At 48.9% G+C, this 22,901-nt stretch carries 22 protein-coding genes and 2 tRNA genes; 12 read left to right on the top strand and 12 right to left on the bottom strand.

Annotation, left to right across the window (positions count from 1 at the left end):
• Positions 1-14: 14 nt before the first annotated feature.
• The 4 genes from J7438_RS14845 to J7438_RS14830 are packed head-to-tail and all read left to right on the top strand — an operon-like array spanning position 15 to position 2,924.
• Positions 15-347 carry a hypothetical protein gene (locus J7438_RS14845; protein WP_209277149.1) on the top strand — a complete coding sequence of 111 codons (333 nt, stop codon included), beginning with the start codon at positions 15-17 and terminating at the stop codon, positions 345-347.
• A 40-nt stretch (positions 348-387) separates the two neighbouring features.
• On the top strand, positions 388-1,641 hold the full coding sequence (locus J7438_RS14840; RefSeq protein ID WP_209277148.1) for a Rha family transcriptional regulator: 1,254 nt from the start codon (positions 388-390) through the stop codon (positions 1,639-1,641).
• Between the two features lie 12 nt (positions 1,642-1,653).
• The gene (locus tag J7438_RS14835; protein ID WP_209277147.1) at positions 1,654-1,860 is read left to right on the top strand and encodes a DUF4224 domain-containing protein; all 207 of its coding nucleotides are present in this window, start codon (positions 1,654-1,656) and stop codon (positions 1,858-1,860) included.
• Positions 1,861-1,871: 11 nt separating this feature from the next.
• Positions 1,872-2,924 carry a tyrosine-type recombinase/integrase gene (locus J7438_RS14830; RefSeq protein WP_209277146.1) on the top strand — a complete coding sequence of 351 codons (1,053 nt, stop codon included), beginning with the start codon at positions 1,872-1,874 and terminating at the stop codon, positions 2,922-2,924.
• 86 nt (positions 2,925-3,010) lie between these two features.
• Here J7438_RS14830 and J7438_RS14825 read toward each other — a convergent pair.
• The 5 genes from J7438_RS14825 to J7438_RS14805 all read right to left on the bottom strand — a co-directional run bounded on the left by J7438_RS14825 (position 3,011) and on the right by J7438_RS14805 (position 4,797).
• Positions 3,011-3,097, bottom strand: a tRNA-Leu gene (locus J7438_RS14825).
• Between the two features lie 33 nt (positions 3,098-3,130).
• Positions 3,131-3,217: transfer RNA gene (locus J7438_RS14820), tRNA-Leu, on the bottom strand.
• Between the two features lie 393 nt (positions 3,218-3,610).
• Positions 3,611-3,970: a helicase gene (locus J7438_RS14815; protein WP_209277145.1), complete on the bottom strand. Its 360-nt coding sequence runs from the start codon at positions 3,968-3,970 to the stop codon at positions 3,611-3,613.
• A gap of 181 nt (positions 3,971-4,151) precedes the next feature.
• Entirely contained in the window at positions 4,152-4,424 is a 273-nt protein-coding gene (locus tag J7438_RS14810; protein WP_209203199.1) for an HU family DNA-binding protein, read from the bottom strand.
• Positions 4,425-4,626: 202 nt separating this feature from the next.
• Positions 4,627-4,797: a rubredoxin gene (locus J7438_RS14805; protein WP_503003912.1), complete on the bottom strand. Its 171-nt coding sequence runs from the start codon at positions 4,795-4,797 to the stop codon at positions 4,627-4,629.
• Between the two features lie 364 nt (positions 4,798-5,161).
• Here J7438_RS14805 and J7438_RS14800 point away from each other — a divergent pair, with 364 nt between their 5' ends.
• The 5 genes from J7438_RS14800 to J7438_RS14780 all read left to right on the top strand — a co-directional run bounded on the left by J7438_RS14800 (position 5,162) and on the right by J7438_RS14780 (position 10,693).
• Positions 5,162-6,859: an ABC transporter ATP-binding protein gene (locus tag J7438_RS14800; protein WP_209277144.1), complete on the top strand. Its 1,698-nt coding sequence runs from the start codon at positions 5,162-5,164 to the stop codon at positions 6,857-6,859.
• Complete coding sequence (locus J7438_RS14795; RefSeq protein ID WP_209277143.1) at positions 6,859-7,959, top strand: ABC transporter permease; 1,101 nt, start codon at positions 6,859-6,861, stop codon at positions 7,957-7,959. Before J7438_RS14800 ends, J7438_RS14795 begins: the two co-directional genes overlap by 1 nt.
• Entirely contained in the window at positions 7,959-8,885 is a 927-nt protein-coding gene (locus tag J7438_RS14790; RefSeq protein ID WP_209277142.1) for an ABC transporter permease, read from the top strand. The genes J7438_RS14795 and J7438_RS14790 overlap by 1 nt, the downstream gene beginning before the upstream one ends.
• Positions 8,886-8,970: 85 nt before the next feature.
• Entirely contained in the window at positions 8,971-10,056 is a 1,086-nt protein-coding gene (locus J7438_RS14785) for a BMP family ABC transporter substrate-binding protein (RefSeq protein ID WP_209277141.1), read from the top strand.
• Between the two features lie 7 nt (positions 10,057-10,063).
• Positions 10,064-10,693 (top strand): chorismate--pyruvate lyase family protein, encoded by a 630-nt coding sequence (locus J7438_RS14780; protein WP_209277140.1) that lies wholly within the window; start codon positions 10,064-10,066, stop codon positions 10,691-10,693.
• 43 nt (positions 10,694-10,736) lie between these two features.
• On the opposite strand, the gene J7438_RS14775 is transcribed toward J7438_RS14780, so the two are convergent.
• The 3 genes from J7438_RS14775 to J7438_RS14765 form a co-directional block, all read right to left on the bottom strand.
• Entirely contained in the window at positions 10,737-11,627 is an 891-nt protein-coding gene (locus J7438_RS14775) for an ankyrin repeat domain-containing protein (protein WP_209277139.1), read from the bottom strand.
• 32 nt (positions 11,628-11,659) lie between these two features.
• Positions 11,660-12,625, bottom strand: coding sequence for an ankyrin repeat domain-containing protein (locus J7438_RS14770; RefSeq protein ID WP_209277138.1), 966 nt, complete (start codon positions 12,623-12,625; stop codon positions 11,660-11,662).
• A 247-nt stretch (positions 12,626-12,872) separates the two neighbouring features.
• On the bottom strand, positions 12,873-13,685 hold the full coding sequence (locus J7438_RS14765) for a DUF3050 domain-containing protein (RefSeq protein ID WP_209277137.1): 813 nt from the start codon (positions 13,683-13,685) through the stop codon (positions 12,873-12,875).
• Between the two features lie 159 nt (positions 13,686-13,844).
• On the opposite strand from J7438_RS14765, the gene ubiA reads away from it, so the two are divergent.
• From ubiA to phoR, 3 genes are all read left to right on the top strand, one after another.
• Positions 13,845-14,750, top strand: coding sequence for a 4-hydroxybenzoate octaprenyltransferase (gene ubiA, locus J7438_RS14760; protein ID WP_209277136.1), 906 nt, complete (start codon positions 13,845-13,847; stop codon positions 14,748-14,750).
• Positions 14,751-14,983: 233 nt separating this feature from the next.
• Positions 14,984-15,673 carry a phosphate regulon transcriptional regulator PhoB gene (gene phoB / locus J7438_RS14755; RefSeq protein ID WP_209277135.1) on the top strand — a complete coding sequence of 230 codons (690 nt, stop codon included), beginning with the start codon at positions 14,984-14,986 and terminating at the stop codon, positions 15,671-15,673.
• A gap of 115 nt (positions 15,674-15,788) precedes the next feature.
• Entirely contained in the window at positions 15,789-17,117 is a 1,329-nt protein-coding gene (phoR, locus tag J7438_RS14750; protein WP_209277134.1) for a phosphate regulon sensor histidine kinase PhoR, read from the top strand.
• Between the two features lie 122 nt (positions 17,118-17,239).
• Here the strand turns inward: phoR and J7438_RS14745 are convergent, their stop codons facing one another.
• The 4 genes from J7438_RS14745 to J7438_RS14730 form a co-directional block, all read right to left on the bottom strand.
• Entirely contained in the window at positions 17,240-17,680 is a 441-nt protein-coding gene (locus tag J7438_RS14745; protein WP_209277133.1) for an H-NS family histone-like protein, read from the bottom strand.
• A gap of 369 nt (positions 17,681-18,049) precedes the next feature.
• Entirely contained in the window at positions 18,050-19,552 is a 1,503-nt protein-coding gene (locus J7438_RS14740) for a SpoVR family protein (protein WP_209203211.1), read from the bottom strand.
• The gene (locus J7438_RS14735) at positions 19,549-20,826 is read right to left on the bottom strand and encodes a YeaH/YhbH family protein (RefSeq protein ID WP_209277132.1); all 1,278 of its coding nucleotides are present in this window, start codon (positions 20,824-20,826) and stop codon (positions 19,549-19,551) included. The genes J7438_RS14740 and J7438_RS14735 overlap by 4 nt, the downstream gene beginning before the upstream one ends.
• Before the next feature lie 76 nt (positions 20,827-20,902).
• Positions 20,903-22,825, bottom strand: coding sequence for a PrkA family serine protein kinase (locus J7438_RS14730; RefSeq protein WP_101748262.1), 1,923 nt, complete (start codon positions 22,823-22,825; stop codon positions 20,903-20,905).
• Positions 22,826-22,901: the final 76 nt, after the last annotated feature.

Raw genomic sequence — 22,901 nt, 5'->3', positions numbered from 1 at the left:
AGGAGCTTGTTTTAATGAAAGCCGAAATGAGCCCCCTCACACCCGATGATCTGGCCCTGGCCATAGAGATAAAACAGAAGCAGACCGCTGGTCTCAGCTCGAAAAAGGAGGAAAAGGAACTGGCAAGAAAAGTCATGCTGGCTGACCGGATCGGTGAAGAAATGGAAGGTCAGCTATTGGATGCAGAAACCGTGCTGATTGAAATGACCACGCTGATTGTTGCCATCACCGTGGGTATTCACAGCCCCCGGGCACGGGATCAAGCGATGCTGGTCACTGGGCTGATCCTGCAACGAATCAGGGATATCAATCAGGACCCTGTCGTAAAGAGCAGCGCCATCCACTGAGACACCATAACAAGACCATGACCAGAAAAGGGAATTGAAAATGGCCGCAACCACTCTCCATCAAAATGGCAAGAGCATGAAAGGAATCAATATGAACACCACCCATACCCCCATCAAGCCCTCTGCCAGCCAGTATGGATTTATTCCGGACAGTGCCGTGGCCAGAACAGAAATGGTGATGTCCAGTCGGGAGATTGCCAAGGCGCTGGACAAGGAGCATAAAAATGTCAAAAGAGACATTGAAGTCATGCTGAGCAAGCTTGGAGGGGGTACGCTCAAATTTGAGCATACCTACGTAAACCCGCAAAACAAGCAGAAATACACCGAATATCGGTTGCCCAGGTTTGAGTTCGAAGTACTGATCACCGGATACGATGTCAAGCGTCGGGCGGCGGTTATCAATCGATGGTATGAACTGGAATCCGGACTATCTAAACCCCTTGCCCCTCTTATTCAGGAACCACAGCTTGATCGCCATCAACTGCTGAAAATCAATATGGACACCAGCCTGAAAGCCATATCCTTTGTTAAGGAATACGGCTTTGAAGGCAATCAGGCCATGCTGGCAGCAGACCGACTGGTGAAAAGCCAGATCAACTTTTCACCACTGGAAGCCATGGGCCAGAAACAACTGGTGGCACCTGTCCAGGCCATGACGTTTACCCCAACCCAGCTGGGTCAGATGATGACACCGCCTCAAGATCCCCGTCAGGTGAACAAGTTACTGGAAGCGGCAGGACTTCAAATCAAAATCGATAGCCTGTGGGTACCCACCGGTCAGAGCCAGCCTCTGTGTGAAATCCTTGATACCGGAAAAGCCCATAACAGCGGTGCGCCAGTAAAACAGGTGAAGTGGTATCAGACCGTGCTGGACCATTTACAACCTGCACTCCCCGATGAATCCAAAACTGAATCGATCGATCAGGATAGCCGCTATGCTGATCCTGCACCTGAATCGGAAATAGTTGGCTCTGATACCGATGAAGAACCCATCCAGAGAAAACAAAAGCGCAAACGTAACCGTTACGAACTGGACGATTACTTCTCCCTGGTGGAGCTGGGCGAGTTTATTGGTCGCAGCCGTCACCATGTGGTGGAGGTACTGGAGAAGCACCGGCTCATCAAATGGACCGGTCAGGGCAAAAGGGGCAAGTACCTGCTTACCGATAAAGGCTGGCAGTTCGGCCTGATGTACGATCCGTCAGAAACCTTGTTCCACAACCGCGACAGTAAGCGACTGACCACCAGTAATGCCCAACCGGTTCTCGGTTACGACATTTTGAAATTCTTTTAACGGGCATGGGACATGGATGCGCTGATTTCCCAACCTGACCTGATGGCATGGTCGGGCATCAAGCAAAAAACGGCACTGGTCAAATGGATGGTGCAAAACCGGATACCGTTTTATTACGGACGTAATGGCGAAGTGGTTACCACCTACGCAGCCATTAACCAGCCATTGATTGGCACTGAACCACAACAACCCAAAAAACAAACACTCAAATTCCTATAGGAGATGTATTGATGGGAAGACCACGTAATAAAGAGAATGCCCAATTGCCGGATGGCGTTTACCGAAGCAAAGGGCGTTTCATCTATAAACCCTACCATGGCCGGGTCGGCAAAAAGAATGTATTCGGTGCCGAGATTGTACTTGGACCAGAGACCATGGCCATGTCCAAACTCTATATGGCCATTGAAAACCTGGAAAAAAGTTCCGACCAGACATTGGGCTGGCTGCTGGATGAATATCTGGAGTCCCGAAAACTCAGAAGCCAGAGCAAGGATTGGCAGTACAACAAAAGGCTGTATACCCCGAAGGTGAAAAACTTCCCCGTGGAAGGGTATGGCACTTTCGGTAAAGTACCGCTGGCGCTGATCACACCACCATCATTGAACCGGTTCTATGAAAAATTTTCCGACAAACCGGGTGCTGTCGCCAATGCCCGCAAACTGATCTCCAGTGCCTGGAGCTGGGGCAGAAGCCACCTCGAAGGGGTACCGCCTAACCCATCGCTGGATTGCGAAGCTCTTCCACGCCCCAATCGCCAGGATGTGTACGTCAGCGATGAAGACTACGCCTGCGTTTACTATCTGGCCAACCCGTTCTGGAAAGCCATGATGGAGTTTGCCTATATCTGCCGGGCAAGACGTTCCGAGCTGATCAATATGAAGCGGGACCAGCTGCTGGAGAAAGGCATACAGTTGAAACGGGTAAAAGGTTCTCTGGATGAAATCACCCTCTGGACACCACGACTGAGAAAAGCCCTGCAAACCCTTGATGATTACAATAACGGTGAAAAGTTTGAGTATGTGTTTGGAGCGCCCAACGTCCCTGCCAAAAAAGGCATTCAGATGTCACCGGGGCAAAAGATGCACAAGAACACGCTGGACAGCCAGTGGCAGAAGCTGATCAACCGCGCAGTAGATGAAGGACTGATTAATGAGAAATGGCACTTCCACGACCTGAAAGCCAAAGGCGTGTCTGACCATGAAGGACTGGTCTCCGGCCACAAAACACTGGAAGCAAAGAAAATCTATATCCGGAAAACCCAGGAAGTACAGGGTACGAGATAACAAAAGGGAAGAGATATGAGAGAAGATATCACCGGGCAGTTGTCCGGTTTTTTTTGCCGCCAATTACACGACATATCTTTGAGAATTGGTGCCCAGGAGAAGACTCGAACTTCCACAACCATACAGTTACCAGCACCTGAAGCTGGCGCGTCTACCAATTCCGCCACCTGGGCATATACGACACTTTTATACTTTTTGACGATGTTTGGTGCCCAGGAGAAGACTCGAACTTCCACGACCTTGCAGTCACTGGCACCTGAAGCCAGCGCGTCTACCAATTCCGCCACCTGGGCATCGTCAAAAATTTTGCTGAACTCTATTGAACTTTCGTTCAAAAAACAAGACTATTTTTTAGCCAGAGGTTTTAGGATTTATTTTAGGAAACGACATATGTCATCTACCTTAACAAACCTGCAACCATTTGTTTTGCAAGGACAAAAGTCCGAAAACAAAACGACGCATGGTTTAACTCACACCAGCACCTGAAGCTAGCGCGTCTACCAATTCCGCCACCTGGGCCTTGCCATCGCTGTTCAACATCTCAGCGATGCGGCGCATATTAGAGATCGCTGGGTGGACTGTCAACCACTTAAAATCAGATTAACCAAAGATTATGGAAGCTACGTATCCTGCTATCGGTTATTTACATCGCATCCGATAGCAGGGCGTTAAGAGGATAGAATTTACTACCCCTTCATGGCTCTGGTCATGGTTTGAAACCACATCACTTTACTGAGATCACCGGTTGCCACGATATTCTGCTCCTGAACACCACGCATAAAGGCTTCCTGGGTATTTTTTGCCGTCAGGATTTCAAACCCTTTCGTGGCACTGGAGAAAGAAAGCTCAAATGTTGGCTCGGTGGTGGTTCCGGCAACCGGGTAAACCTGTTTGCCTTTGACAATATAGTGCCGGGCGACACCGTCTTTACTGCTGAGCTGAAAGGTCAGGTCCTGGCCTTCAAGCGTCTTCTGAAATGTGGGGTTCTTTCGACTGGCACGTTTCATCATGAAACCCAGTGCCCATAACAACAATTTGAATTTCACTACTTCAGTCCCGAACTCTATTTAAAAAGAAAACACTTCCCCATGGCGCAACTTGCAAAAGCTGGCAATGGAAAAATGCTTTCTGAGAGGTTGTGCAAACAGTTTTTATGAAGATAGTAAAACCGGTAGCCGGTTTACCATTCTCTGGCACATCAATGGCAGCTGGCCAGATGGAGATCTATCAGTTTACGGCTTCTTTCAGGGCTTTGCCCGGCTTGAAAGCCACCGTCTTACTGGCCTTGATCTGGATGGTTTCACCGGTTTGGGGATTTTTACCGGTACGGGCTGCACGGCTGCGCTGTTCAAAAGTACCAAAGCCAACAAGGTTGACAGAGTCTGCTGATTTCATGGCACCGGTGATGGCTTCAAGTATGGCATTAAGCGCCAAAGAAGCCTTGTCCTTGCTGATATCCGCTTCGTCAGCGATGACATTGACCAGATCGGGTTTACGCATAGGTAATACACTCCGTTTTGTTTTTCTTGTTTCTTCCCTTGAATCAAGGGTTTTTTGCTTCCTGAGCAAGGACTGCAACAGCTCTTGACTGCAGGTGTATGGCTCACAGACAAAAACAGACTAAAACACCGCTGCTCTCAGGGCAATAGTCTGGACCAACTGTTTGTAAGATTTTTGTCAGAAATCCGGGTTTTTCGATCAATCAACTCACTTCCATCATCTCAAAATCAGATTTGCTGGCTCCACAATCCGGACAGAGCCAGTCCTCCGGAACATCCTCCCAGGCAGTTCCGGCAGGTATGCCATCATCAGGCCAACCGACAGACTCATCATAAACAAAACCACAGACGATACACTGCCACTTTTTCATCATTCTCTCCGGTTCATACATGCCAATCGCTGTTTATTTCTGGCATGTTTTGTGCTTTTAAAAACACCCCAAATGCTCAACAGGTAAATCCATAAACAAAGATTCACACTGCAACTGCCAGCATAAATCTTTTCTGGTAGTAAAAAACTGTGATCTTCTGGCAAAATGCCCATCCTGAGTTTTGCATTATTGGCTGTTGCATTTCTGCTCTGAACAGAGTACTGCCTACGAGCGATTAAACTGTGCAAACCGTGAGATCCAGCAACATTATGTTTAGCAAAAAAAATCAAAAAAGCGCTGTATCAAACAGACTCCAGTGATAAACGGATTCACCTAGAAGAATAAATATACGTCATCAGAGATCATCATGCCCGCAAGTCACCAGCCGGAATCCAGCCGGTCACACCGCCTGGACAGTAAAGGCGCTGTTTTTGACAACCGCAGCGGTGAAGACCGCCGCTACCGTATTCGCTGTGCAGGAATCACCAAAGTCTATCCCGGGGTTGTTGCCAATGACCACGTTAGCCTTGCCATCCAACCCGGTGAAATCCATGCGCTGCTAGGCGAAAATGGTGCAGGCAAAAGCACCTTGATGAAAATTCTCTATGGTGTGACGCAGCCAGACAGTGGAAGTATCTGGTTTGATGGCCAGCAGCACACCCTTAAATCTCCAGCCCATGCAAGACGCCTTGGCATCGGCATGGTATTCCAGCACTTCTCATTGTTTGAAACCTTAACCGTGGTGGAAAACATTGCACTCTCTTTTTACGGGAAGGCGATGGATAAAAGAGCAGCAGGCCAACTGAAGGATCTAGCCCGACGCATCGAGGAAATCTCCAGCCATTACGGCATGCCCATTGATCCTCATCGCCATGTGCACAGTTTATCCACCGGAGAACGCCAGCGGGTTGAGATCATTCGCTGTCTGGTACAAGACATTAGTCTTTTGATTCTGGATGAGCCCACCTCGGTGCTGACACCACAAGAAGTCAGCAGCTTGTTTGTCACCTTGAAAAAGCTGGCCGCTGAAGGCTGCAGTCTGCTGTTTATCAGCCACAAGCTTCAGGAGGTCAAAGCCCTGTGTGATAGCGCCACAGTGCTGAGACACGGAAAAATTGCCGGAACCTGTGATCCAAAAACCACCAGCACTGAGGATATGGCCAGTATGATGGTGGGCAGCCAGACGACACTGGGTCAGCGCTACAGTTTTTCCACCAGTAAGAAAGGAGATAAACGCCTCGCCGTCACAGGGCTGACGGAAGCGGCAATGGGTGAGTTTGGCACTCCATTGCACGACATCCATTTTTCGGTAAAACCCGGGGAAATTCTTGGTATCGCTGGTGTTGCTGGCAATGGCCAGAAAGAGTTAATTCAGCTGCTCAGCGGGGAGAGGCTGGCTACCTCAGCGGATTTTATCACGCTGGATAATCAGCCCATTGGCCAGTTAACCCCCCGTAAACGACGACGCCTGGGCATGGCCGTAGTGCCGGAAGAACGCCTTGGTCGCGGAGCGGTGCCTGATATGTCGCTGTCAGAAAATGGCCTGCTCACCGGCTTTTTACAAAACCTGGTGTCCGGTGGTTTTTTAAGACAGCGACGAATTCACGGATTTGCCAACGACGTTATCAGCCGCTTTCGGGTAAAAGCCCACGGCAACTCAGCGGATGCCAAAAGCCTTTCCGGCGGTAATCTGCAGAAGTTCATCATTGGCCGTGAAATTTTACAAGATCCCAAACTGCTGATCTGTGCCAGCCCTACCTGGGGCGTTGATGTTGGTGCCGCCAACCTGATCCATCAGTCCCTGATTGATCTGCGGGACAAGGGCACGGCCATCGTCGTGCTTTCTGAAGACCTGGATGAGCTGTTCCAGATTTCGGACCGAATTGGTGCACTCTGCCACGGCAAACTGTCGCCGGTGAAACCGGTCAAAGAAACCTCCATTAACGAAGTGGGTCAGTGGATGGCCGGTGTGTTTGGTCACCCGGAAGCATCAGCACCAGCCTCAGTGCTCCCGGGCGGGATAGAAATGGAACCTGACAGACAGGCAAAGGAGTATACCCCCTGATGAAGATTGCCATTGAAAGACGGCCACAAGACTCCAGCCTGATGAAATATCTATCCCCCGTTCTGGCGGTGTTGCTCACCTTGATGGCCGGGAGTGTGATTTTTGCCTTGCAGGGGCAGGACCCATGGACCGGCTTATATACCTTCTTCATTCTGCCCGTCAGCGATAGCTATGGCCTGTCCGAGCTGGGTGTCAAAGCCGCCCCGATACTGCTCTGTGCCATGGGTCTGGCGGTGTGTTTTAGAGCCAATATCTGGAACATCGGCGCGGAAGGACAGTTACTTATGGGGGCTCTGATGGGCAGCTGGGCCGCCCTGAGCTGGATGGATTCAGAAGGCGTCTGGGTACTCCCCGCTGTACTGATAACCGGCGCTGCGGCCGGTTTGCTCTGGGCATTGATCCCTGCGGTTCTGAGGAATCATTTCAATACCAATGAAATCCTCACCACCATCATGTTGAACTATATTGCCCTGAATCTGCTGCTGTATGCCGTACACGGCCCCCTGAAAGATCCCCATGGTTTTAACTTCCCGGAATCCGCTCTATTTACCAATGCGGTTACGCTGCCACTGTTGCTGGAGGGAAGCCGCCTGCATATTGGCCTGGCCTTCGGACTGCTGACCGGGGTGTGCATCTGGGTCTTGATGACCAGGACCTTTCTGGGCTTTCAGCTGAAGGTCATTGGTCTGGATGCCAGTGCCGGGCACTTTGCCGGTTTCCGTGAGCGCCGACTGGTGTATTTCAGTCTGTTGCTGTGCGGTGCTTTGGCCGGGCTTGCCGGTATCTCGGAAGTCAGTGGCCCGATTGGTCAGCTGGTGCCATCGGTCTCCCCCGGATACGGTTATGCCGCCATTATTGTTGCCTTTCTTGGTCGCCTGCACCCTATTGGTATTTTACTGGCCAGCCTGCTGATGGCGCTGGTTTATATGGGGGGCGAGATGGGTCAGATTGACCTTGGCCTGCCTCTGGCCATGGGCAGTCTGTTTCAGGGGATGTTGCTGTTCTTCCTGCTGGCCTGTGACTTTCTGATCAGTTACCGCTTGAAAATCTCTGCTCATCAACCCCCGGCTCACGGACATCATGCAGGAGTCAATGGCTAATGGATATGGACCTGATCACTAACATTCTGTTTGCCATGGTTCGAACCGGCACGCCACTGCTGCTGGTTGCCCTGGGGGAACTGGTCTGTGAAAAGAGCGGTGTGCTCAACCTGGGGCAAGAGGGCATGATGCTTATGGGCGCGGTGATCGGCTTTATTGCCGCACTCACCACAGGCAGCCTGATCTTCGGGGTGATAATGAGCCTGCTGGTTGGCATGACCATGGCTATGTTGTTTGGCCTGCTGGCGATCCAGTTACGGGCCAATCAGGTGGCCACCGGCCTGGCCCTGACCATTTTTGGTGCAGGCCTGAGCGCTTATGTGGGCACTGACTACATCGGTCAGGCACTGGCAGGCTTCCAGCCAATGTTGATCCCGCTGTTATCAGACATACCAATTCTGGGCAAAGCCCTGTTCAGTCAGGACATTCTGGTTTACTGCTCTTTGGGTATCGCGTTGGCTATCTGGCTGTTCTTCCGCTTCAGCCGTCCCGGCCTGATGGTGAAAGCCATCGGGGAAAGTCCATATTCAGCCACGGCCGTAGGCTTACCGGTGATAATGACCCGGTGGCTGGCCTTGCTGTTTGGTGGTGCCATGGCTGGCCTCGGGGGCGCTTATCTGTCACTGGCTTATACGCCACTGTGGGCGGAAGGCATGACTGCAGGGCGCGGCTGGATTGCCCTGGCCCTGGTGGTATTTGCCAGCTGGAAGGTAGAGCGGGTATTACTGGGGGCCTGGCTGTTTGGTTTGGCAAGCATTATGCATCTGGTACTGCAGGGGATGGGTGCCTCTATCTCATCCAATCTGCTGGCGACCCTGCCTTATCTGGCAACGATTGTGGTGCTGGTACTGCTATCAAGCAACCAGTCCAGAAGCCGGTTGCTGGCACCAATGTCCCTTGGCAAACCCTACCATCCGGCGGGGTAGTCATTGACGTTTTCACTCTGGCCTGACAGGGAACCCGGGCCATTATTCTAACGATAAAACAGACCTGTAAGGAGTTGATCATCCCATGAAATCCCTGATTAAAAAGGCCCTCGTCTGTGTGGCAACGGCCGGATTGATGACCCTGTCGACACTCTCGTCGGCGGTTGAAAAGCCGCTGAAAGTGGGCTTTGTCTATGTCGGCCCGGTGGGTGATGCCGGCTGGACCTATGGTCATGATGAAGGCCGGCTGGAGATGGTTGAGAAGCTGGGCAAGAATATCGAAACCACTTATGTTGAGAGTGTCTCTGAAGGTGCCGATGCCGAGCGGGTCATCCGTAAACTGGCACAACAGGGACACGACCTGATCTTTACCACCTCGTTTGGCTACATGAACCCAACACTGAAAGTGGCCAAGCAATTTCCCAACGTTAAATTCCAGCACGCCACAGGTTACAAGCGTGGCAAGAATGTTGGTACCTACTCTGCCCGCTTCTATGAAGGCCGTTACCTGACGGGTGTTATTGCCGGACACATGACCAAGAACAATGTGATTGGCTATGTGGGTTCATTCCCGATTCCTGAAGTGGTTCAGGGGATCAATGCCTTTACCCTCGGCCTGCGCAGTGTCAACCCGGATGCCACCGTGAAAGTGGTCTGGATCAACAGCTGGTACGACCCAGCCAAAGAGCGTGAAGCGGCTGAGTCACTGATTGCCCAGGGTGCCGACATCATCAACCAGCACACCGACTCTCCCGCTCCGGTGCAGGCCGCCCAGGACAAAGGGGTGTATGCCTTTGGCTATGACACGGACATGACACGTTTTGGTCCCGATGCCCACCTGACCGGCAGCATGGTTCACTGGGGTGGCTTCTATACCGACACGGCCAAAGCGGTACTGGATAAGCAGTGGAAGGCAGAAGATGTATGGGGTGGCTTCTCCGCAGGTATGGTTGAAATGGCTCCTTATAACAAAGCTATTCCTGAAACCGTCGTGGCCCAGGTTGAAGCCTTCAAGGCACAGATTGCCGATGGCACCTTTACCATTTTTGAAGGCCCCATCAAGGCACAGGATGGTTCCATTAAAGTTTCAGAGGGTACAAAGCTTAACGATGGTGATATTCTGTCCATGAACTGGTATGTGGAGGGTGTTGAAGGCTCTTTGCCTAACTGATCCCCACTTGATTGACAGATCCCGGAGTCATCGGTTTGGCTCCGGGCAGGATGTACTGCCGATGCCCTTTGCTGACATGAACTGGCAACCCGCCCAAGATGCCAAAGCGATACCCAGCGCACTGCGTGACATGATACTGGATCAACATTCGTTGACCCGACGGCTGAAGCTAACACACAACAACGATTTTTTTGTCCGGGTCATCTCCCACGATTGGCAGGAACCGCATGCATCAGAGAAAGCCTTTCTTCATTGCGATGATCAGCGTGCCAGTATAAGAGAAGTCCTGCTGTTTGGCTCAGGTCAACCGGTGGTTTTTGCCCGCAGTGTGTTACCAGAGTCCAGTCTGTCCGGTGAGAATAGAGTACTTCTGGAACTGGGGGACCGGCCATTAGGTGAATATATTTTCAGTCAGCCCGGCCTACGCCGTGGACCGATTGAAGTCGCCGATATAAAAGCCAGTGAATTTAACGCACACCTTGATGTGGAATTTACCGCAGAAATCGCCTGGGCCAGACGATCCCTGTTTTATTTGCGGGAGAAACCTATTTCTGTTTGTGAGGTTTTTTTGCCGGAATGTGAGAGCGCAGAGAGGCTGTCTGAGAATAGCGCATGTTTACCTCCCCGAAGCATGTGAAGGGGTATTCCAGTAAGCCGGTAAATTTTTCGCTGCTAATGCCCTAAGAGCCAACGCTACCAGGCCGGGGCTTTAACTTGCAATTTACGTAAATAAAATTATCTGGATTAAGGATATTATCAAGAAAATTGTCTATGGATTCAGGATTTACATAAAGCCCCATTCCAAGCACTCCTTTAATGAAATAGGTACAAAAATCGGGTTTTTTAAATTGTTCATAATTTCGTTGTTCACGATATTCCCTTAATAAATTGCTGATAAGGGCCTGTTTAGCTCCCTCGTTAAAAGCTAAGTTAATTTCATCCACCACCATGCCATGGTCATCAAGAATTTCAGTGTCAGCTCCCCACCCTAATAATTGCTTCACTACGTCTATATGCCCGTACATAACCGCCAACATGAGCGCAGTACGTCCATGAGTCCCGTTTTCGCAGTGAAATGCCTGGTTTACTTGTTCCTGGTTGGCATAAAGCCCCTTGGCTAACGCCAACTGACCGAATCTGCAGGCAAGGGCAAAAGGGGTGATATCAGGGTAAGTTTTATCTTCGAAAGAAAATGAGCATCGGTACCTGGCCAGTTCTTTGGCACCGTATATGGATATCAGCCTTTCAGCCCTGGAGGTATCATTGTTGTTTACAGCGTCTATAAGCGCCTTCACCAGATTGTCCAATAACTGCTCATTGAGTACCGGCATACAGCGCCGTTCGTGCATCTGACTAACAAACGGTATTTGGTCACCTTCGTATAAATAAAATCGTTGCAGATAAAGATGTTCAAGGAGTGCTGTGTTGACCTTGAATATACCAAAGTAAGCTTTATTGCCAGAGCCTTTACCTTCTCTTTGTGCCACATGATCCTGCGGTTTTTGAGAAGGAGCCTTAACGGTCGTACCACCAAAATCTGATGGCTGATAGCTAATTTCAGATGTAAGCATGTTGAAGAGTATCAGTAAATTCTACAGTCGCTTTATTTGGAGAATAACCTGGCGAACAGGCCGAGCTCATGGGAACCTTCTTGAAGTTTGTTGTAGTCAGGATTTAAATAAGCAAATTCCTCACCCATATAACCTATAACATCCTTATCAGTGAATTCATTGTAACCAAGCCGGATAGGGGAATCTTTACAAGATATCAGGTCATTTTCTTTATAATATTCTATTACTAAATTTCTGATTTTTTCACGTGTGTCTCCCTGGTTAAGAACTTTACCAATTGCATCAACCACATTGCCATCATTATCAAGAGTTTGAGGTTCAGCTCCCCACATTAATAATTGCCTGATCAATTCAGAATTCCCGCTCACAGTAGCTAACATGAGTGATGTTTGTCCAACACCTTCGTTTGTGGTATCAAATGTCTGGTTTAGTTGTTCCGGATTGACGTATAGCTCCTTGACCAAATCCAACTTGCCAAGTCTGCACGCAAGAGCAAAAGGCGTGATGTCAAGGTAAGTTCTACCTTCAAAGGAAAACGAGCATCGACACCCGGAAAGTTTAGTGGCACCGTGTTCGGATATTAATCTTTTGGCGTTGGAAGTATCAGTGTCGGTAATCGCCGTTAACAGCGTTTTTATAGAACTGCCCTGTTCGGTGCGGTCTGCAGAGGAGTTAATAGACTCTCTTTTCATCAATTCACACATTGTCGATTCATCGTCTGAATCGTTAATGAATGGCCTCTTCAGTGATTCGGAGGCATTGCTGCCAGCGATTGAGGCAGCGTCACCTGAATTGATAACCTTGCAGGATATGCCAGCAATGGGAGTAGTGGGAGATGTCGAAGCATAGCTTTGTGTTGCGATTTGTGGCGGAATTTCGGTAATTGCAACACTGGAATCCGCAAAACGTTGATCACTTTTAGTTTGTTTATTTAAATCTGCATCAGAAGATTGATCATATTTCGGTAGCTGAGGAGGGTAAGTATTTGTTGCCTGCATTTTAAATCTCCATCAATGGTTATTTTTATCGAATACAAATGCCCGGCAGAGTCGATCATGAGCATTTGTAATGTGATGAAGAAGGTGTCTGTACAAAAACTTGTATAATCCCGTAAATATTATTTTGACTGGAATATACAAATTTCGGACAAAAACTTTCCTGGAAACCTCAGAAACCATCACAGATGAATACTCTGACAGTAATTATCAGCCAAAGTTCCTTCTTGAATTGAAAAAACGCAATGTCTCAAATAAAACCGGGAAGTCTAGTCTCTGCTTTATGAACAGCTCCCTGCCCCTCTTCAGAGGTGACCTCGTCTAATTGCTTCTCAAGACCATCCCAAAATTTTATTCGTGCTGAAATAGACTCTTTCGCCTTGGCAACTGCAGATATTTCTGCCGTTTTGTCCCCGTTAATGCACTGTTTCAGCAGGTTCTCTGCTGCCGGGCCATGTTCATTCCCATCAAGGTCGATATGTCTCTTAAGATAGTAGGTCATGGCAGGGACGGACTCCGGGGGGATTTCCCAATGATTCAAAAGGGAAGAAAACATCTGCGGAATGGCATCTTCACGTCCGAAAAGAAAATAACTGGCCACTTCCGGTAACGAGCCATACTGGGCTACCTTCATGGTATCCGAAACAAATGCCTGAATGTATTCCGGTACCTCAGCAACCACCAGGGCCTGCTGCCAGGGAACACCGGTCCTGATGCTATAGATTACCTGCTGGATTTTGCTGGTGTCTGCAGATACTTCACCCATGGCTGCGAGATACATTTCCAAGTGACTCATGGGCGTGCCATGAAGATCCTTATCCGTCTCTTCATAGAGAATAATTTCATTAATGAAGCGGGCAGACGGGGCATCCGTAACTGGCACCCAGGGTAGCGGCATGGAAGTAAACTCAAGCTGCAATCTTTTCGCCAGCGACATAAAATCCCATACAGCAAAGACATGAGCTTCCATAAAGGCCGACAACGTCTCCACACTGGTAATTTTCTGGTAGATGGAGTGATGGAAAAGTTGTTCTTGAAGAGGGCGTAAGTCTTCTGTAAACATGATAGTCTCCCGCGATAAGCAATTTGCTCTGGCAGGCCGACAAGACTACATAGACATTGGACACATGGCAGCCTGGCTGATCATTTTTTTATCGGCAAAACATGTGTCGGCTGGAAGGCCCTGACTATATTTCCAAAACACAGAACTCCAAGGGCGCAGATGAAATTTATACAATCGATAACAGGCGCTGATAAATGTGCAGAGCTGCTGGATCAGCACGTGCCACGCTGGAAAGACTTTATTCAACTGGCTCGCCTTGATCGCCCCATTGGCATTTATCTGCTGCTATGGCCAACACTCTGGGCGCTCTGGCTTGCGGCCGAAGGCATACCCTCTGTTGGTAATCTGGTGGTTTTCATTCTTGGGGTGGTGCTGACCCGCAGCGCTGGCTGCGTGGTTAATGATTATGCTGACCGACATTTTGATGGTCATGTAAAACGAACCCGGCAACGTCCGTTGGTGACCGGAAAGATAACCCCGAAAGAAGCCCTGATATACGCCGCCAGCCTGTTTTTCGTGGCCTTTCTGCTGGTATTGACCACCAATGCCCTGACCATCTATCTCTCCTTTGCCGCCCTGCTACTCGCCTCAGCCTATCCTTTTGCCAAACGACACACTTATCTGCCGCAAGTGGTATTGGGTGCCGCATTTGGCTGGTCCATCCCCATGGCATTTGCCGCCGAGGCCGACACGTTGACCACCCAGACATGGCTGTTGTTTATCGCCAATCTGTTATGGACTGTCGCCTACGATACCCAGTATGCCATGGTGGACAGAGATGATGATCTGCAGATCGGCATTAAGTCCACCGCCATTTTATTTGGCGAAATGGATAATCTGATTATTGCCTGTTTTCAGACGTTTACCCTGATAGCCCTGGTGATGCTGGGGTTACAGCTGGAATTAGCCTGGCCATTCTATGCCAGCCTTGTTGCAGCAGCCGCAGGTTTTACCCACCAGCAATGGTTGACCCGCAACCGTGAAAGGGAGCCTTGTTTTAAAGCCTTTCTTTCTAATCATTGGGTTGGTTCAGCCATATTTCTCGGTCTGGCCTGTTCTCTGTGATGACTGACGGAAACACCTGAATTTGAAGGTTGAGCAGAAAGTGCTCAACCTTCACCTCCCCTTTATCACTTCAACGACAGGAAAACAGCAGCTCATGGGTTGGACAGCCAGAAAAAAGTCCATCAAATTTTCCTCAACGTCATTTTTCTGTAACATTCCCTCGCTGTAATACCTGTCATAAAGATAAACGGTTACCAAAGCAATCTTCTCTCATTCAACCCCGGGGTATTCTCATGTCTGGCAAAACAATTCTAATTGTGGATGATGAAGCACCCATCAGGGAAATGGTGGCTATGGCGCTGGAAATGGCTGGTTATCAGTGCCTTGAAGCAGCCGATGCAAAACAGGCGCACTCACTGGTGGTTGATAACCGACCCGATTTGATCCTTCTGGACTGGATGCTACCGGACATCTCGGGTATCGAACTGGCCAGACGACTTAAGCGTGACCAGCTGACAGCAGAAATTCCGATCATTATGTTGACCGCCAAAGGGGAAGAAGACCATAAAATCCAGGGGCTGGAAACCGGTGCGGATGATTACATCACCAAGCCTTTCTCTCCCCGCGAGCTGGCTGCCCGACTCAAGGCCGTACTGCGCAGAACTCAGGGGATGGACGAACAGTCGGCTATCGTCGTCAAAGGACTGGAACTGGACCCTGTCAGCCACCGGGTCAGTATTGATGGCAACCCCGCCGAAATGGGGCCAACGGAATACCGGCTGTTGCAGTTCTTCCTGACTCATCAGGAGCGGGCCTATTCCCGTGGACAGTTGCTTGACCAGGTCTGGGGTGGCAATGTGTATGTTGAAGAGAGAACGGTGGATGTCCATATTCGCCGCCTGAGAAAAGCATTGGGCAGTGGCTATGAAAATTTCATTCAGACCGTCAGAGGTACTGGCTACCGTTTTTCCACTAAAGCATAGAATGCTGGAATTCAATGAAAATGGCTTCAGTGACGTTTTCCTCATCACCGCCTGATGACATAAGAATGATGGTCAGGATCAATCACCATAAGCTCAACAAACTGCGGAACTGCCTGTGACCACCTCTGTCCGATCCTGGTTTACCGGTCGAATAGTATCAATGCTTGCCATCGGGCTGCTGGTCGGCTGGCTGGCTGACCGGATTTTTCTGGGGCTTTTTCTTGCCACATTATTCTACCTTCTCTGGAGCCACCAGCAACTGCACCTATTGCTGATATGGCTTGATAAGGCTGCCCACAAAGAGCTGGATCCCCCGGAAAGCACAGGCGTATGGGGTGAGATCTTTGATGGAATTTATAGAATTCAGCGAAAACACGACCGCTCAAAACAGCGACTTGCCAGCGTGATAGAACGCATACAGGAATCAACGGCAGCATTAAACGACGGAATCGTCATGGCCGACCAGAATGGTTCCCTTGAGTGGTGGAACCGTGCCGCCGGAGAGCTACTGGGCCTGCAAATGCCCGATGACCAGGGACAACTCCTGACAAACCTGGTCAGAAATCCAAAATTTGCCCGCTATATGGACAATAGCCAAGGCAAAGAGCCCATTAAGATCGATTCACCGGTTCACGACAGCCGACAGCTTCAAATAGCCATTACCGTTTATGGTCAGGGTAATCGACTTCTGTTGGTCAGGGATGTCAGTCGGTTGCATCAACTTGAAATCATGAGAACCGATTTTGTTGCCAATGTTTCCCATGAATTGAGAACACCATTGACCGTGATTTCCGGTTATCTGGAGACCATGAGTGATGGTATGGCAATGAATCCGGATACACCGCCCATCTTTAATCGTGCCCTTGGTCAAATGCAGGAGCAGGCAACCAGAATGCAGCGGCTGATTGAGGATCTTTTGTTACTTTCACGGCTTGAAGCAACTGAACCGGAAAGAATAAGTCAGTCAGTGACGCTTAAGCCTCTGCTTGCCGGTATCGTTAACGACGCCAAAGCATTGAGCGGTGAAAATCAGCACCAGTTACAACTTGAATGCGACGATGATGCCTCATTAACGGGTGATGCCATGGAGCTGCGCAGTGCCTTTTCTAACCTGGTTTATAACGCTATCCGCTATACCCCGTCTGGAGGAAAGGTGCAGGTGAAGTGGTGGCAGGATCAGGAAGGTGGACACATGATGGTTCAGGACAATGGTGTTGGCATTGACCCTGTTCATATTCCAAGACTGACTGAACGTTTTTACCGGGTGGATAAAAGCCGCAGTCATGCGACAGGGGGCACAGGTCTTGGACTGGCGATTGTAAAACATGTGTTATTAAGGCATGAAGGTCGTATCAGTATCAGTAGTCATCCGGGAAAAGGCAGCCGTTTTATATGTCACTTTCCCTTGTCGAGAATCAAGCAAGCCAACGTCGTCAACGTATAGCAGACCGGTTGAACACGATCTTTCCGGTAAATGGTGATATTAACGCCGTATTTGCCAAAACAAACTCATGAAAATAAAAAAAGGGTCTGCAAGACCCTTTTTTTATTCAGAGTGAATAAAACTTACTCTTCGATCTGTTCCAGAGCACAGTCCAGGCGCTTCTTGCCAGTGCGCTCCAGGTACGCCTGGAAATCACGTGGCAGACGGCCAGTAGTGGCACCTTCCCACTTAATGCGCTCACCCGCTTCGTTCTCGTATTCAAAAGTGTACTTTTGAATGTTTCTGCGACGCTTCTGTACTGTCTCTTCCGGTTCCAGATTACCTACACCCAGATCATTCATGGAAACACCACGGTCAGCCATAATCTGCTTGATGGCTTCAATGCTTTCCTGCTTCTTCTTACGCTTTTCTTCGTCTTTGGCACGAGCTTCCTGCTTCTCAGTCAGCACATCGTTCAGACGGGAAATGATACGCTCCAGATCTTCCGCGTGTACATCTTTAAACAGTGAGCGAATACGGGTTTTGCTGCTGAGGCGATGCAGAACTTCTTCAAAAATATTCATTTACTCTACGACTCCTTGGTCTTGATAGAACTTCCTACTTAGGAATAAAGATGTTCAATTCGATGAACTTTATACAGCAAGATTTTTTTAGATGGAAGTACCATTATATAAATTTTAAAAATAATGTGAATCACTGATAGTAAAAACTGTCAGGTTATTAATCCGAAATCAGGCAGGTTGTTTTTTTGATCAGAAGGAATAAGTTGTATAACTCCGATATGGATCATGTTGAATGGGAATCACAAAACACACAAAGAGCACAAAGGAAAAGAAAAGCTCTTCTTCGTGCTCTTTGTGTCCTTTGTGGTTCAAAAATGAATGGATAGTTGCTTAATATTTACCGTAAATGTATCAGCTATCAATCGACGTTTATTTGCGTTTCTTATTCTCACTGCACTGCCAGCTTTGAGTGACTGTGCCATTTTCAAACGACTCAATCTCCACATCAAACTGCCAGATCCTGTGTATATGCTTCAACAGCTCGTCGGTCTCTTTTCCCAATGGTCGACCTTCATGCTGGTAATGACGGAGCGTCAGCATGCGGTCGCCCCGGACATTGACATTATAAACCTGAATGTTGGGTTCCCTATTACCCAGGTTATACTGAGCGGCCAGTGACTCACGGATGGCCTTATAGCCTGTTTCATCGTGAATGCTGTCCACCTCAAGATAAGTGCGGGACTCATCATCCAGAATTGAAAACAGTCTTAAATCCCGCATCACTTTGGGTGACAGAAACTGCAGGATAAAGCTTTCATCCTTAAAGTTTTTCATGGCAAAGTGAACAGTATCCAGCCAGTCGCTGCCGGCAATATCCGGAAACCACTCCCGGTCTTCATCGGTAGGGTTTTCACAAATACGACGAATATCCATAAACATATGGAAGCCGAGGGTGTATGGGTTGATGCCACTGTATTGCGGGCTATCAAAAGGTGGCTGATAGATAACGCTGGAATGGGAGTGAAGAAACTCCAGCATAAAACCATCGGACACCTTGCCCTCGTTGTACAGCTCATGCAGAAGGTGGTAATGCCAGAAACAGGCCCACCCCTCATTCATCACCTGAGTCTGTTTCTGAGGGTAGTAGTATTGGGCAATTTTTCTGGCTATTCGCAACAGCTCCCGCTGCCAGGTTTCCAATAACGGTGCATTCTTTTCCAGGAAATAGAGCAGGTTTTCTTCCGGGTCTTTAGGAAAACGTTCTTCCTGTTCCTGCTCATCTTTCTCAACCTTTGGAATGGTGGTCCAAATGTCGTTCAGAGTCCTCTGGATATACTCCGCCCTCTCTTCCTGCCTGGCCTGTTCCTGCTCAGCGGATAAGGGCCGGGGCCGTTTATATCGATTAACCCCCTGATTCATTAATGCATGACAGGCGTCGAGTATTTCCTCAACCGCCTCAATGCCATACTTCTCTTCACATTCCGAAATATAATGTTTAGCAAATAACAGGTAGTCGATAATAGACTCGGCATCGGTCCAGGTTTGAAACAGATAGTTCCCTTTGAAGAATGAGTTATGACCATAGCTGGCATGGGCTAATACCAGTGCCTGCATGGTCATCGTATTTTCTTCCATTAAATAGGCAATGCAGGGATTTGAGTTGATCACAATTTCATAGGCCAGCCCCATTCTGCCCCGTTGGTAGTTTTGCTGGGTATGAAGAAAGTGTTTACCAAAACTCCAGTGGTTATACATTAATGGCATACCCGTTGAGGCATAGGCATCCATCATCTGTTCAGAGCTGATAATCTCAATTTGATTCGGGTAGGTTTCAAGGCGGAAGCGATCAGCAAGACGGGCCAGTTCCCTGTCGTATTCCTGAATCAGCTCAAACGTCCACTCCGGCTCACTGGAAATCAACTGGCTGCTCATGCATTTTCCTTTTTTTCAAACAGTTTACGGAAAACCGGGTAAATATCACTGGGCGATTTAATCTGCTGCATGGCAAAGTGATCTTTAAACTTCTCCGCTACACTCTGGTACTCACGCCATAAATTCTGGTGGGCACGGTCGGTAATTTCCACATAACAGTAATACTGGACCTTTTGCATAATCTGCTCGGTGAGAATCTTGGTGCAGACACTGGAATCCCCTTCCCAGTTATCACCGTCCGATGCCTGGGCAACATAAATATTCCAGTCCACCGGGCTGTAACGCTTATTGATCACATCACGGGTCATTTCCAGGGCACTGGAAACAATGGTTCCCCCGGTTTCCCTGGAATAGAAAAAGTCATCCTCATCCACTTCTTTTGCGGCTGTATGATGACGGATAAAGACCACTTCAATCTCTTTATAATTACGCTGCAAAAACAGATAGAGCAGAATAAAGAAGCGCTTGGCCATGTCTTTGATGTCCTGAGTCATGGATCCGGACACATCCATCACACAAAACATAACGGCCTTATTACTGGGCGAAGGCACTTTGACCATGTTGTTGTATTTCAGGTCAAAGTCATCAATAAATGGTAGCCTTTTCAGCTTGGCATTCAGCTCTTTTATCCGTTCTCTTAACTCAACAACTCGTTGCTGATTCGTTTCATCCGGGCTGACTTCCATTTCCCGGAGCTCTTTTTTCAGTGCCCGTATCTCCCGACGATCACCGCCGGATAAGGCAATACGACGAGCATGGGCTGAACGCAGGGAACGCACCACATTCAGACGGTCCGGAGAGCCTGCTGTCGTATACCCTGCCTGTCGAATCTTGAATTCCGTCATATCCTCCAGCTGTTTCCGAACCAGGTTTGGCAGCTCAAGGTTATCAAACATATGTTCCAGGAACTCATCATGATTGATCTGGAAGCTGAATTCATCCATCCCTTCGCCGCTGTTGCCAGCCTTGCCCTTACCGCTTCCGGAGCCACCGCCGCCCGATGGCCGCTTGATACGATCACCACTGACAAACTCCTTGTTGCCCGGATGAACCTGCTTATAACGCCCACCCTGACCGTGGCGGAATACCGGCTCAGAAAGATCTTTTCGGGGAATGGTGACTTCGCTGCCAGAAACCACATCAGTAATGGAGCGTTTATTTACAGCATCAGACACTGCTTTCTTGATATGCTTCTTATATCTCTCAAGAAACCGCTGGCGATTGACGGTACTTTTATTTTTTCCATTCAACCGTCGATCGATAATAATACTCATGAACACGCTCCTTGTGTGCCCTTTATGACAAACAGGGCGAGAATCCATTCGCCCTGCCTCTCTACCCGGACGGCAGTTACTGCGACTTGCGCACCCGGATATACCATTCAGCCAGCAACCTGACCTGCTTCTCGGTATACCCTCTCTCTACCATGCGCTTAACAAACTCATTGTGTTTGCGCTGATCTTCCTGACTGCCTTTGGCATTGAATGAAATCACCGGAAGCAGGTCTTCCGTATTGGAGAACATTTTCTTCTCAATCACGGTGCGCATTTTTTCGTAGCTGAGCCAGCTCGGGTTTTGTCCATTGTGATTGGCCCTGGCCCTGAGCACGAAATTAACGACTTCGTTACGAAAATCTTTTGGATTGGCGATACTGGCCGCTTTCTCGATTTTCTCCAGCTCATCATTGATTGCCGAGCGGTCGAGAATATCGCCGGTTTCAGGATCACGATATTCCTGATCCTGAATCCAGAAGTCAGCATAGGTGATGTATCGGTCAAAAATATTCTGTCCATACTCGGAGTACGACTCAAGATAGGCAGTCTGAATCTCTTTGCCCAGGGACTCAATGTATTTGGGTGCCAGGAACTCTTTCACATAGCGCAGATAACGTTCATGCACCTCTTTCGGATACTGCTGCTGCTCAATCTGCTGCTCCAGTACGTAGAGCATGTGCACGGGGTTAGCGGCAATTTCCGTAGGGTCAAAGTTGAATACCTTGGAAAGAATCTTGAAAGCAAAACGGGTAGACAAACCTTCCATGCCTTCATCAACACCCGCTGAATCCTTGTACTCCTGTAGTGGCTTGGCATTGGGGTCGGTATCTTTCAGGTTTTCGCCATCATAGATCCGCATCTTGGAATACACATTGGAATTTTCCGGCTCCTTGATACGCGAAAGGACCGTGAACTTAGCCAGCATTTTCAAGGTATCCGGTGCACAGGGGGATTCCTTGAGCGAGCTGTTGGCCAGCAGCTTTTCATAAATATGAATTTCTTCCGTCACCCGGGTGCAGTAAGGCACCTTGACGATGTTCACCCGGTCAATAAAGGCTTCATTGGTCTTATTATTCCTGAATGACTGCCACTCGGATTCATTAGAGTGGGCAAGAATAATACCGTTATAAGGAATGGCCCCCATACCTTCGGTACTGTTGTAGTTTCCTTCCTGGGTAGCGGTCAGCAGCGGGTGGAGTACCTTGATGGGAGCCTTGAACATTTCCACAAACTCCATCATGCCCTGATTGGCACGGCACAGTGCGCCAGAGAAGCTGTAGGCATCAGGGTCATCCTGAGAGTATTCTTCCAACTGTCGTATATCCACCTTGCCCACAAGGCTGGATATATCCTGGTTGTTCTCATCGCCGGGTTCGGTCTTGGCAATACCCACTTGATTCAGAATACTGGGATGCAGCTTCACCACTCTGAACTTGGTGATATCACCGCCAAACTCATTTAACCGCTTAACCGCCCAGGGTGACATGATGCCGCCCAGGTAACGATTGGGAATGCCATATTCTTTTTCCAGAATGTCGGCATCTTCATCAGGATTAAACAGATTAAGAGGCGACTCAAAAACCGGTGAACCTTTTATCGCGTAGAACGGGACTTTCTCCATCAACGCCTTCAGCTTTTCAGCCAGAGAAGACTTACCGCCACCCACTGGCCCCAAGAGGTAAAGTATCTGCTTCTTCTCTTCTAACCCCTGGGCAGCGTGCATAAAATAGGAAACGATCTGCTCAATCGCCTCTTCCATACCATAGAATTCACGGAATGCCGGATAACGCTTAATCAGTTTATTGGAAAATATACGACTGAGCCTTGGGTCCCTTGAGGTATCCACCATCTCCGGCTCACCAATGGCCATAAGCATGCGCTCAGCCGCATTGGCATAGGCAGAAGAATCCTGCCTGCACAGTGCCAGATACTCTTCGATGGTCAGCTCTTCCTGCTGGGTTGATTGAAATCTCTGCTGATATGTATTGAAGATGTCCATGCCTTCACCCACCTTTGTCTGCTTGATTTCCTGAAATCATTACCAGGAACGTTTGACCGATAGCTCATCTGGAAGC

Source organism: Thalassotalea sp. G20_0 (assembly GCF_017744175.1).
Taxonomy (GTDB): domain Bacteria; phylum Pseudomonadota; class Gammaproteobacteria; order Pseudomonadales; family Endozoicomonadaceae; genus Endozoicomonas.
The sequence above is the reverse complement of the archived record's forward strand: the minus strand, read 5'-3'. Positions and strand labels throughout refer to the sequence as shown.